The 13,762-nt window shown below is 33.2% G+C and carries 6 protein-coding genes; all 6 read right to left on the reverse strand.

The annotated features are described in order from the left end of the window. Positions 1–26 precede the first annotated feature (26 nt). The 6 genes from EKL98_RS11980 to EKL98_RS12005 all read right to left on the reverse strand — a co-directional run bounded on the left by EKL98_RS11980 (position 27) and on the right by EKL98_RS12005 (position 13,632). Positions 27–941 carry a hypothetical protein gene (locus EKL98_RS11980; protein WP_126562620.1) on the reverse strand — a complete coding sequence of 305 codons (915 nt, stop codon included), beginning with the start codon at positions 939–941 and terminating at the stop codon, positions 27–29. 14 nt (positions 942–955) lie between these two features. Continuing rightward, positions 956–2,314 (reverse strand): vanadium-dependent haloperoxidase, encoded by a 1,359-nt coding sequence (locus EKL98_RS11985; RefSeq protein ID WP_126562622.1) that lies wholly within the window; start codon positions 2,312–2,314, stop codon positions 956–958. 33 nt (positions 2,315–2,347) lie between these two features. Beyond that, positions 2,348–5,605: a VCBS repeat-containing protein gene (locus EKL98_RS11990; protein WP_126562624.1), complete on the reverse strand. Its 3,258-nt coding sequence runs from the start codon at positions 5,603–5,605 to the stop codon at positions 2,348–2,350. Beyond that, positions 5,598–8,900: a VCBS repeat-containing protein gene (locus tag EKL98_RS11995; RefSeq protein ID WP_126562626.1), complete on the reverse strand. Its 3,303-nt coding sequence runs from the start codon at positions 8,898–8,900 to the stop codon at positions 5,598–5,600. Before EKL98_RS11995 ends, EKL98_RS11990 begins: the two co-directional genes overlap by 8 nt. A gap of 206 nt (positions 8,901–9,106) precedes the next feature. Continuing rightward, positions 9,107–10,654, reverse strand: coding sequence for a RagB/SusD family nutrient uptake outer membrane protein (locus EKL98_RS12000; RefSeq protein ID WP_126458449.1), 1,548 nt, complete (start codon positions 10,652–10,654; stop codon positions 9,107–9,109). Between the two features lie 11 nt (positions 10,655–10,665). After that, positions 10,666–13,632, reverse strand: a complete 2,967-nt coding sequence (locus EKL98_RS12005; protein WP_126562628.1) for a SusC/RagA family TonB-linked outer membrane protein — start codon at positions 13,630–13,632, stop codon at positions 10,666–10,668. Positions 13,633–13,762: the final 130 nt, after the last annotated feature.

Consider the following 13,762-nt stretch of genomic DNA (forward strand, 5'->3'; position numbering starts at 1 on the left):
TATTTTAAATCAACGACAATCAACCTTTATTTTGAAGCAAAAGGAATGATGATTTTTGTTTCCCATTCTGATTCTACACCCCCATTAAAAGGATTTGAAAGAAAATGCTCTAATGGTTTATTCTCTAATTTATAGCCATGTAGTTTCGCATAATCCAACAACGTAAACCAAGATCTGTCTGAAGTTCTGAAATTACCAAAATATGTTACCTGAAGACCCTTTAACGCCGGTATAATTTTAAATTTGACATCACTATCCGGAACATATTTTGTATTTTTGGAAATCGGAAAACAATAATTAAAACTAATAATTTCTTTATCTTGATTCCAATCAGTAACTTCCAAATAAGGACGATAACCGATTATTTTTATTTTATTTCTATCTAAATAACCTACAATTTTAGCATCAAATTCAATCATAGTCTGTGCTTTTTCTTGCAAAATACTTTTTAAAGAAATGTAAGCTACATATATTTCTTCAGATGATCTTTTACCGTCTATTCTTATTTTAAAATCGTCAATATGATCTTCAAGTCCCATTTTAAAAGATTTTATTTTCTCTATTTGTTCCGTCCTAAACTTGGTTGAAACAAAGGGAGCTGTTAATCTATTGTAAAAGGAATGATTTAAATCTTTTATTCCAACAGTAATACTGGTCATAGAATCGTTTACTGATTTCATATTCCAAGTGTATTCCATTTCTTTATTTCCTTTTTTCATCTGATGTTTGATGAAATCAAAATTTCTTTTTTCTAAAACAGTATAAAATTCATTTTGATTTTTAGTCTGTGTTGTTGTCCACTCTATAATTCCTTGAGAAATAGTTCCTGTTGCAGCATTAACTTTAAAAGTAATAGTATAATCCGATTGCTTTAATAAAAAATACCATCCTAAAAAAGAAAATAAAACGACAGCCGATAACCACTTTAACTTATTATTCATTGTATGAATTTGATTTATTTAGATTTGAAAAATTTGATTTTACTATTAATATATGTCCCTAGGTTTGTACCTTGAACTACCCCATTTTCAATTGCGGCTCTATAATGAATGCCTCCATACAACCTACTAATAGAAGCTTCTGCTGCAGCTTGCTTAAACGATTTAAAAGGTCTTTTAGGCAACCCAAAAGAAACTTCTGAGTCATCGATATAACTAAAATTATCTCCAAAAATAGAGGTTAGAATAATTGCCGAACACGACGAAACTACAGAGTGTCCACTTACATATTCCGGAAAAGGAGGTGTTTGTAATTGTGGTCTCCAGTTTTCATCAATGTTTTGATTGATATACGTTTCAGGACGCACAACATTACTCCTATACTTTTCATCCCAACAACTAATGAAGCTCTCAAAAATTCCGATAGATGTTATAGTGTAAGCAAAAACAGTAGTTTCAAAATCTGATTTCGATTTTTTTAAGGCTATTTTAGTGATATTAATCCAATGTGCATCCGGTGTATTTTTCTTCTTTGCAAACATCATGTGTCCCTGTATGACTGTAGCATAGGGATTACAATCCCAAAAGGAAGCTATAGCCGATTCCTCAGGAATTGGTTTGCTTGGATTTTTTTCGACTTCAATTAATTTTTCAGAAATTAAATTTCCGACATCATAGGTTTCTTTTGCCTCTTTATAAAAAGCAGAATTTTTATCCGTAGAATAAGGATGAGGTGGGATGGCTTTAAATTGAGAGGCTGAATCCATAACCAAAGTTCTTATTTCGCCCCAATGAGGCTCCACACCATCCATATAAGAGGGCGGCGTTGGTTGCCATCGGCCGGGTTGATCTGCATACACTGAAAACTTAGGAAAAGTACGCGTTTGTTTATAATTATCTTTCCCCATCCACATTTTTATTCTGTCTACCACTCTTAAAGCGTACGCTTTGGAAACATCAAATTCTTTTTGATTTTCAGCGCTCCATTTTTCATACAAACTGTCTCTATATTTTTCTATAGCTTCCTCAGAAAAAATCAATTCTTTACTCACTTCAATATGGGCAATAAGCGCTGCCAAATTTTTATTCACTCCACTTTTCGGATCTAGTTTAGGAATAGAATCCAGTCCTTTTAACTGCCCTTGTAAACTTTCGTATTTCGTGCTATTTTGTGCCATAATCTCGTAAGCTGCAACATTGGGATAAACATAAATTCTACTCGCTACTGGAGGAGAAAATATGTCATGAACCATAATTCCTGTTACTGTATCTACTGCAGCACAAAAATCAGCTGATGACACTTTAATTCGCATCTCTTTGCCACAAGAAGTCAAAAAGAGCATTATAAGTCCTAGAAGATAAATTTTAGAGTTCATTTTATAGGGTTTAAGTGAGTTGTTTTCATTAAATTAGTTCTTAGCTGAAGTCATTTCGTACAGCTCTGCCTTTTTATTATTGATGGTAATTAGTAGGTATTTTTTGCCTTTAAAATTGATAATCCCCAGATGCTTAACTGCTTTTTGAGTCAGATCAATTCCAATTTGATGCCCTAACAAGATGGTTTTTTCATTCTTGATTAAAGCACCGGAAAACCCATCAAATCTACTGTGATATGGAGTCACTCCAAAGTAATTTCCCGCAGCAAAAACTTCTTCCCTAGCATCTGAATCAAAATTAGATTTCACAAAACTGGTGATAGGCGCTACTTGCATTTTATTGGAAAATGGAACAAAAATAAATTTACCCTTGTCATTTCTTAAATACCCCGATTTTAAATTATGAACTTCATACAATTTTGCTTTGTCTAACATTTTGGGATCAAAAACTTCCTCTAGTGTTTTTCCAGCAAAGGATTTATAGCTATTGAATTTCTTTTTCAACATTCCACTGAATTCTTCAGCTAATTCATCTAAACCTATTGTAGTATAGTATTTTCCGTTTTTTTCGATCGCAACAATTGTTTCAAAAGTGTCATTCGTATCAAAATCATCGTAATACATTTTCATAGGGAATTCCGGAGAGGCTTTGAATTTTGAATTCATTCCCCAGTTTCCAACCAAATAGTCTTGATCACCATCATGGTCAATATCAAATGCACAAATAGACTGCCATAACCCATTCTGATTTCCTGGTAAAAGACTTTCTGTAACCTCTTTAAAACTTCCTTTTATATTGGCAAAAAATTTAGGTTTCATCCATTCCCCTACTACAATCAAATCTAAGTTTCCATCATTATTAAAATCAGTAACCAACGCATCAGTAACCATTCCAATTCCTGCGAAAATTTTACTTTGAACTATCGAAAACACACCTTTATTATTATTTAACAAGTAACAATCTGGCATTCGCCCGAAACTATTATATTTAGAATTATTTCCGACAAACAAATCTAAATCGCCATCTTTATCATAATCAATTGTTTTAATAACAGAAGCATTCATTGCCTTTGTATCTGGAAAAGCACTTTTAATTAGCGTATTTCCTAAATACAATCTATGAATTAGATCAGCAGCATATTGTCCACTTCCAGAAGCAACTATTAAATCATTTTGCTTATCCCCATTGAAATCAGCAATCACCGCCGAGGCATCTTCATAAATGGAATCTAAGTAAATTGAATTGAATACTTTTTTTGAAAATCCTTTTCCATTTTGAAGGTAAATTTCGGCTAACTTCCCTTGTGATCCTCCAAAGAAAACATCTTCTTTACCATCATTATTCAAATCTCCAACAACAGTTGCCGGTCCACGATCAGAACGTTGATATGGTATTAATTTTTGAGCTGTAAAATCAACAAAGTCATTTTCTAGATGTGTAAAATCGATTCCTAAATTGATTTCTGATTTTTTAAAAATAGGCAAAATAGCTGGATGTAATTTTGCATAATTAAATACTTTACGCCCCGAATTAGCTTGGATTGTAAGCGTCTGATTCGTTTTTACATTTTTCAGGGTTTGGATCGTTTTATCCGGCCAAATTACCTGAATAGAATCTACTTGCTTTATTTTTCCGTAACCAAAATGAATTATGGGTTCTGAACTCGATTGAAAACCACGTGTAGTCTGAATTTCTTTAAATTGTTTTTTGCCTTTTACATACGAAATCACTTTACTTCCTATTCCGAAAGTATTCTTTCCTCCAAAACGCAATTTTAATTTTAAATAATTGGCTTTATTATTAGTCCTGTTAATATAAATGGAAGCCACACTATTCAAATTATTGGTTACAACATCCAAATCACCATCATTATCTAAATCGGCATAAGCACCACCATTTGAAATAATGGAATCGTTTTCTATCCATTCATTAGATTTGTTTTTAAATTGCAAATCTTTAGCTCCTTGAAACACATAATTGGTTACATTGCCTTTAGGCATTTTCTTTAGCGCTTGTTTATCCAATAACTTAGTTGTATTAAGTTTGGTTTTTACATAATCATTTGAAAAATACTTTATGTAATCCAAATCATTTGGCCGTTTCGGAATTCCATTACAAATAAAAATATCTTGTTCCCCATCTTGATCATAATCAGCAAATAAGGAGCTCCAACTCCAATCTGTTGCCGCTACCCCACTCAACAAAGCTGTTTCTGTAAAATGTTTCCCTCCCTGATTAATTTGCAGCATATTTCTGGTATATTGATAATGATACCCTAATTTTTCTGTTCTAACCTTCAACATTTGAGGATTATCGTCACCCGATGATGATTTTAAGACTTTTTCATCCTCAGGCAACATATCCAATGTAATTATGTCCGGAAAACCATCGTGATTGATATCAGCGACATCTATTCCCATCGAAAATCGACTAATATGACCAAAATAATTCTTCATACTTTCTGTAAATGTCCCATCTCCATTATTTAAGTAATAATAATCATCTTCATGAAAATCGTTACAAACATAAATGTCTGGATTGCCATCCAAATTAAAATCAGAAATCGCTATTCCTAAACCATAGCCATTAGCACCTCCAAAAATACCCGCTTGTGCGCTTACATCAACAAATTCGCCATCATCATTTCTAAATAGTTTATCTCCACTTTCATAATTTCTTTTATTTCGAATATCAGCTTTGCCATAAGAAGCTTCCGAATGAATCGCATGATTTAACAAATACATGTCTAAATCACCATCGCCGTCGTAATCAAAAAACGCTGCCGAAGAACTGTAATTATCAAGATCTAATCCGTATTCTGAAGCACTTTCAGTGAAGGTATTATTTTTATTATTAATAAATAATTCATTATGACCTTCAAATCCATTGATTCCTACAACTGCACAAACATAGATATCTAAATACCCATCGCCATTGACATCGGCCATAATAGAACCTGTTTTCCAATCACTTCCCCCCTCTATGCCAGCTTTCACAGAAATATCCTCGAATTTATTGTCGCCCTTATTGAGATACAACTTGTTTTTCCCTTGATTAGACGTAAAATAAATATCTACTAAACCATCATTATTAATATCACCCAGAGCGACCCCGCCACCATTATAATAATAGAGATAATCTAAAATCGAAATATTCTTTGATTGATCTAATTGATTATTAAACTTTACATTACTTTCTTCGGGCGATAGTTTTTCAAATAATAGATTTTCATTCTTTGAACAACTAATAAATAGCAATGACGCTAGACCTATTTTAAAAAAATTATTCATTACTTATAAATAGTTTTGGAGTATTATTATTGAGTACTGCTAAAATAGCTATCGTATTATTTTTGTTTTTAACTATTTTAATCTTTTGCACTTCTCCAGTTAAAAAGAAACCAGAATTAGCATAAGGAAGCCAAGTAAAATCACCTTTTTTACTCCCTAACAAAACACTTCCATGATTGGCATCTAATCGCCCAAATTGCGGTTTAAATTCATATTGATTTCCCCCAAGTATGATATCTAAAATTCCGTCCTTATTAACATCCACGACACAAGTAGTATTTACAGATGAAAATTGCACTTCTTTTGGTAATATTTTTATTTCAAACTGACCATTACCCTTATTAATAGCAACAACACTTTCCTGAATCACAGCCGTTTTTTGTAAAGAATTGCCGACTACATCTTGAGCAAATATTTCTTGAACTGATTTGTTCGCATAATCAGCATAACTTAAATTTTTCTTTTTAATAGATGGAATCTGTTTTGCCAATTCTTGTTTTAAATGAATTGGCATATCTTTTCCTTCAATAGTACGAGTAGTAATTTGTTCAATAGTTCCATTATTGTCAAAATCATTGACAAATAATTTCATAGGATTTTTAGCAGACGCTTTATAAGTTGTATTAGTTCCTTTATTCCCAAAAATAAAATCTTTTTTACCGTCATTATTCAAATCCACACAATTTATTGAATTCCAAAAACCTGAATAACCAGTCAAATTTGATTTAAAAATAGCCAAACGTCTTCCTGTATTTTTAAAGATTTGTGGAGCCATCCAATCGCCTACTACAATCAAATCTTTCTTAGAATCATTATCAATGTCTTCCCAAACCGCATCAGTAATCATTCCAGTCGAGTTGAGTTTGAAGGCTTTTTTATCGATAATATTTGTAAAATTTCCTTTGCCATCATTTTCTAATAATAAATGTTTTGGGTCAATACCATAGACTCCTGGAACACTTCTACTCCCCACAAAAACATCTACATCCCCATCACTATCAAAATCACAAGGTGCAATAACTGATACATTATTAGTTGTTGGAATGGTAGTTTTACTTTTTATGAAAATCCCTTTGCCATTATTCAAATACAAACGGTTTTTATAATTGGCTTGATCCGATTTCTCATTTCCGCCTGAACCTACAAATAAATCTAGGTCTCCATCATTATCAGCATCAAAGAAGCTAGCCGCTGTATCTTCAAAATCAGCATCTACATCCAAATCTTTTTGAACTGTGACGCCAAAACTATTGTCTCCTTTGTTCAAATAAATTTTTCCTGATTGTCCTTTAGCACCTCCAATAAACACATCATCATTCCCATCACCATTAATATCTCCTACGGCAAGTGAAGGTCCCTCTTGTGATAGCATTCTAGAGATTAATCCTTCATAATCAAAATCGATGTAATCATTTTCCTTATGAGTAATAAAGTTTGACTTCACCTCTTTAAATAAGGCTTTTGACTGTGTTTTTTTAAAGATATACTCTTTTTTAGCATTACCAATTGATAAATTGATAGTTGAATTGAGAATTACTTTTTTTATCGTTTGCGATTTTCCATTTGGCCAAATTACCTGTAATGAATCTATTTTTTTAGTTCCAATACCAAACGTCATTACATAATCAATAGAAGATTGAAATCCTCTTGAAGGAATTAACTCTTGTCTTATAATTTCCTTACCTGAATATAATTCAACTACACTACCGATAGCAAATTTATTTTGATTATCTCCTTTCAATTTTACCTTAACAAAATGATTTGCTTTGTTTTTCTCTGAATTATTTCTGTAAACAAAGGATTCCATATTTACATTATTCACTACTAAATCTAAGTCACCATCATTATCTAAATCACCATAAGCCGCACCATTAGAGAAACTTGGCGTATCCAAACCCCAATTTATCGCATTATTTGTAAACGTCATATTATGATTGTTTTTATAAGCGTAATTTGAGATAGGCGTGCTTGGCATCTTGGCTATAATGGTTTCAATATCTTCTTTTTTACCTGTAACTACCATTTTCTGCAAAAATTCATTTGCAAAAAAGTCCATAAAATCTTGATTTGTCAAGTCATGATAAATCCCATTACAAACATAAATATCTTTATACCCATCATTATCCATGTCAAACAACAAGGCTCCCCAACTCCAATCCGTTTTAGCCACGCCTGCATAATTAGCTATTTCAATAAATTTATTATTGTCATCATTAATCTGTAAAGTATTGGACATATATTGATTAAAAAAATCTAAATTCAATTTTCTAGTCAATAAATCATAGTTATCAAAACTAGTTGTTGTTTTTAAACGGGCATCCCCTTCTGGCAACATATCAGTTGTAAAAACATCAGATTTACCATCATTATTAACATCCGCTAAATCTGCCCCCATAGAAGATTGACTTATATGGGTTGCCCAACCTTGAATTTGTTCGGTAAACGTTCCGTTTTTATTATTGATGTATAAATAATCTCTTTCATAAAAATCATTTGAGATATAAATGTCTGGATATAAATCGCCGTTAACATCCCCCACAGTCACTCCTAAACCAAAACCAATCAAACTACTAAAAATACCCGCTGATTCACTAACATCAACAAATTTCCCATTGTCATTCCGCATCAATTTATCACCACCTCCTTTAAGGATTTCAGCAACATCCCAGTCTTTATCTCGTAATTCTCTTTTATTAGAATAATTTAAGGTCCCAACCGGAATAAAGCTGTTATTCAAAATATAACAATCTAAATCCCCATCCTTGTCATAGTCAAAAAAGGCCGCATGGGTTGTAATTCCAGTATCCGCAAGATTGTATTCTGCCGCTTTTTCTGTGAAAGTAGTATTCCCGTTATTTATATACAACTGACTTTTTCTTATAGCATCAATATTACTTCCTGCATCACAAACATAAATATCTAGCAAACCATCACCATTGACATCCACCATTACTACACCCGTTGACCACGCTTTTTCACCTTCAATCCCTGATTTTGTTGAAATGTCTTCAAATTTAAAATTGCCTTTATTCAAATACAACTTATTTGTGCCTTGATTAGAAGTAAAAAAGACATCCGCCAAACCATCATTATTGATATCACCAATTGCTACACCGCCACCGTTATAGAAATTACGATATTTAAAGATATTCATATTCTTACCATTTTTCACCTCATTCTGAAAACTAATACCCGTTTCAGAAGCGTCTAATTTAGTAAACAAGGAATCCGAATTTCCTTTAGAACAACTTATAAAAATTATAAATAGAAAAAAACTCGCAATACACTTCAACATCTTAAAAATGAATTAATTTAAATAAATATAAGCACGCAATTTATGTTTTTTTCAGTTTATAAAAAAATTAAAAAGAGCCAAAAAAAGTGTGAAATAAAACAAAAAAAGAGCTTCATAAGAAGCTCTCAATTATAAAAAAATTAAGAGGGCAATAAATCGCCCTCTTAATAACTAACTCCAAATATAATTAACAGTAAACAATACTTTTAATATCCAGGATTTTGTTTAATATTAGGATTCAACAAAGCTGTTGTTGGTACGGGTAACAATACTCTATACGCATCAGTATTCTTCATTGTAGCTCTAGCAGTAGTATAAGTTCCAAAACGAATCATATCATTTCTTCTCCAACCTTCTTCCCACAATTCTGTAGCTCTAGCTTTATCAATGTTAGCCAAAGTCGACAAATTAATTACAGTGGTAATTCCTTGACGAGCTTGTAATTGAGCAGCAATAGAAACAACAGTACTTGTGCTTGAACCACCTCTTGTTATAGCCTCCGCTTTCATCAATAAAGCATCCGCGTAACGGAATAACACATAGTCATTTTCCGGTTTATCCATATTAGACACATCTGGAATGTATTTTTGTGGACGAATACCCCATCTTTCTAACCAGCTTTGAGAAATGATTCTACCATCTGCTGGCAAATTTGCCAAATCACTTTGAAAATTTAAAGGTAATGAACCATTTTGAGCTCTTGTTGTTAGAGGAGTAACTCCTCCTTTATCATATTGCAGTCCTTTACGCAGTCCTAGAGGGCTCCCGAAAGCGGCAATAATAGCCGGATCATTATTATTAATACGTCTATCTGACGGATCAAATTTATCGTAATACTCCTGCAATACAGAAAATCCGTTCCAACCACTTGGAACTTGATTGTAATGGTTTCCCATATACCACCTTGTTCTAATAGCGCCCATATCAACACCATTAATATTTTTGGCTGTAAAAATTAACTCCGGACTAGTATGATTTGCTGGTTTAAAGTTATCCCAGTAATCCGAAGCTAAAGTAGTAGCGCTAGAAATAGCATCAACGTATTGAATTACTTTATTCATATTAGCCACATTGTTCGCATTAAATCCTGTATGACTTGGCGAATCAAATACCGCTTTATTCAAATAAATTTTAGCTAACAAAAAGTTTGCTGCATCTTTACTTGCAATTGAAGGATCAGAAGTGTTTTTTGCAGGAAGATTAGGCAACGCTTCTACAAGCAATGCAATAATTTTAGCTGTCGCTTCAGGAGAAGTCCAAACCTTAGGAAAATCATCTGGAGAACTACCTGCTTCTCTGTATGGAACTTGACCAAACATATCAATAGCATTGTAATAATAATAAGCTTTCAAAAATTGAGCTTGCGCTTTCTTGTCAGCCGGAATTCCCTGTATAGCTAATGCTAAGTCACAATTATAAACACTTGATAGCATCTGTCTCCAAGAAGTATTTATTTCTCTACTATTTGCGTCCCATGTATGAAAATGATCTTGCAACCACGCTCCACCGTCACCCCAGTCACCTGCACGTGTTGGCACAATAACAAAATCTGTAGAAACCTCTTGTATTGCAAATACTCCGTCTTGTCCCTCAAATTGTCGCAATCCATTATAAGCTGAAGTCAAAACTGCATCAGGATCCGCTTTTGAAATTTCAGTTGCATCAGGGATTTGTTCATCTAAATTAGTACAACTAACGCCAAGAACTAATGCTCCAGCAAAAATACCGTACTTTATAAAATTATTTTTTTTCATTTTTATTCTAATTAAAATGTTACGTTAAGACCTACTGACAAAGTTCTAGCTCTCGGATAAGATAAATAATCTATACCTGCAGAAGGGACACCATTTAAAGATTTGTTAGTATCAACTTCCGGATCAAAACCTGAATATTTAGTAATTATAAATAAGTTAGAACCGTTTACATATAAACGAGCAGACTTCACTTTAAAACGCTCTAAAACATCTCCTTTAACAGTATAACCTAGTGTTAAATTACCCATTCTAATAAAGTCCCCTTTTTCAAGGTATTTAGTAGATGGTGTATTAGCATCAGATCTTGATTGAACTGAATTTGCAACTTCTGGAGTTACGTTTTTACCTCCCAATTGATTTTGATAGAAAAGGGCTACATTAGTGTTGTTGAATAAATAATTACCGAAATTTCCATATAATGATGTTGAGAAATCAAAACCTTTGTAGGCCAAACTTGATGAAAAGCCTGCAGTCATTTTAGGTAAAGGCTGCTTATCTAACAATTTTACAGCGCCTCCATCTGCATATTGAGAAATTCCATTTGCATCATATCCTGTGAATGTTGGAAGATAATAGGTATACAATGGATGTCCATCTTGAATTCTTTGAACATATGCATCACTCAGACCTTGCCCGTGAATGGCCCCAACGTTGTACACGTTTGCGGCACCCAGATTTTCAATAGTATTTGACAAGAATGCCACGTTACCAGAAATATCCCAAGTTAAATCATCTGTATCAATTACCTTGTATGACAACGAAACCTCGACTCCTTTGTTTATTAAGTTAGCTGGTAAATTAGTATATTTGATACCTTGAGGTGAAGGCTGCCCTGAAGTTGAAGGGATACCAACAATTAAATCAGTAGTATTTTTGTTGAAATAATCAACAGATCCTGTTAACTTATTATTAAGCAAAGCAAAGTCTGTCCCTACTCCGTAAGAAGTTGTAGTCTCCCAAGTTAATTGAGAATTCGCATTGTTTACAACATTAAATTGATTTGGACCATTGTATTCAATTATACCTACAGAAGAGTTTCTTGGAAATTCAGTATTACCTGTTTTACCAATATTTCCTCTTAATTTAAAATCATTAACTAACCCGTCTTTTCCATCAACTAGTTTGTAAGCCAAACCTAAAGAAGGGAAATTTCCGTATTTTTTACCCGCTGCTGTTTTAGAAGAACCATCACGTCTTACCGTTAAATCTAAATTCAATTTATTATAGAATGCTAATGATGCTCTGGCAAAAACAGATTGCATATCAACTAATCCTTTATAAGAACCAACTCTTGTTTCTGTTGGGATTCCACCTTCCATATTTTCTAATAAATTAGTTTGTGTAGCAGCAAAACCTTTTGCAGATACATAAGTACCATTAGATGCATAGTTATAGTACGAATATCCAACAATTGCATTCAAGTTAATATTTTTTGTAATATCTTTTGTGAATGTTAAATTGTGTTCAATAGTTTTGTTTACTCTTTGATCATTAGAAACTGTCGCTTGTCCTCTGTACGTTTTCAAATCCGCAGGATTAGTAGCCGTTGCAAAATCTTGAATATTTAAATCCGGAGTAGCTTGTTGCTTTACAGAAGAATTAGATGTCTCAATACCAACAACCATGTTGTATTTCAAACTATTAGTTAATTTCACAGTAGTGGTTAGACTACCTAATAATTTAGACAAATCACCATTATTAGAGAACGAATTCATCAAATGAACAGGATTAAGATAATCACCACTCACTCTTGTGTAACCGCCTGGCTGTGCTGGGTCATAAACTGAACGCGTTGGGTTCCAATACAATGCAGCACTTAATAAGTTACCAATATATCCTGTATCGTTAGTAATCAAACCTCTACGATCTTTGATATTAGAATAAGCGATACGAGTTTCTAATATCACTTTACCATCAAAGAAATCATTTGAGTTGTAAAAACTTGCAGAAATTTTATCTAAACCAGTATTTCTTACGATACCGTCAGTATTAGCCATACCTAGAGAAACTCTAGTACTAGAATTGTCTGTTCCACTTGAGAAAGACAGGTCATGATTTACAGTATTACCTGTTTGCAATACTTGTTTTTTCCAATCGAATGCTCCGCCAAAATGATTTGCTGTCTGACCTGGAGTTGCCGCAATAAATTCATCAGTAGATAAAACATCGAATTTTGAAGCATAAGAAGAAGTAGTGTAAGAAGTAGAATAAGTTAATTCTGGCACTTTAGACTTTCCTTTCTTAGTTGTAATAATAATTACCCCATTAGCCCCTCTAGCTCCATAAATCGCTGTTGAAGAGGCATCTTTCAAAATTGACATACTTTCGATATCATTTTGATTAATGAAACTCAATGGATCTTTGGCGCTCATAGAGCCTAAATTCATATTAGCACCACCTGCTGATACGTCACCTCCGGCTAAAGGCACCCCATCTACAACAATAAGCGGTCCGTTACCCCCGCGTAAAGTACCATTACCACGAATTCTTATTGAATTTGCAGCACCTGGCTCTCCACTTGAAGAAGTAATTTGAACACCTGCAACTTTACCTCTCAAAAGTTCAGCTGGATTGATAGCAGCAACATTATCAAATTTTTTAGAGCTAATTTGATCTACAGCACCCGTTGCATCTTTCTTTTTAACCGTACCGTAGCCAATAACTACTACTTCTTTCAGTTCTGCAGAATCTTCTTTTAAGACTACACTAATAGTACTCTTACCTGCTACATTTACCTCTTGAGATTTAAGACCAATGTAACTAAAAACTAAAACTGCATTTGAGCCTACATTTTTGATCGTAAATTTTCCATCGAAATCAGTTTGTGCTCCATTTGTTGTTCCTTTAACTAAGACAGAAGCCCCTGGAAGCGGACCGCTGCCATCAGATACTGTACCAGACACATCTTGCGAATATGTCAAGCTTGTACACAGCATCGTTAGAAACACCATCAAGCCTTTAATTAGACTATTTTTCATACGTAATAAATAAGTTGGTTAATAATTTTTTTTAATGGTTTGTTTAAATATTAACACCAAACATAATTATAAATTTATGATAATATTAAGATATTACTAAACTATAACGTTTTCGTTATGCCGAAAACGT

The organism is Flavobacterium bomense, from assembly GCF_003970355.1.

Bases quoted from the DNA above. Each gene is read 5' to 3' on its own strand.
- EKL98_RS12005 (WP_126562628.1), bottom strand. From the start codon at position 13,632: ATGAAAAATAGTCTAATTAAAGGCTTGATGGTGTTTCTAACGATGCTG.
- EKL98_RS11985 (WP_126562622.1), bottom strand. From the start codon at position 2,314: ATGAACTCTAAAATTTATCTTCTAGGACTTATAATGCTCTTTTTGACT.
- EKL98_RS11990 (WP_126562624.1), bottom strand. From the start codon at position 5,605: ATGAATAATTTTTTTAAAATAGGTCTAGCGTCATTGCTATTTATTAGT.
- EKL98_RS12000 (WP_126458449.1), bottom strand. From the start codon at position 10,654: ATGAAAAAAAATAATTTTATAAAGTACGGTATTTTTGCTGGAGCATTA.
- EKL98_RS11995 (WP_126562626.1), bottom strand. From the start codon at position 8,900: ATGTTGAAGTGTATTGCGAGTTTTTTTCTATTTATAATTTTTATAAGT.
- EKL98_RS11980 (WP_126562620.1), bottom strand. From the start codon at position 941: ATGAATAATAAGTTAAAGTGGTTATCGGCTGTCGTTTTATTTTCTTTT.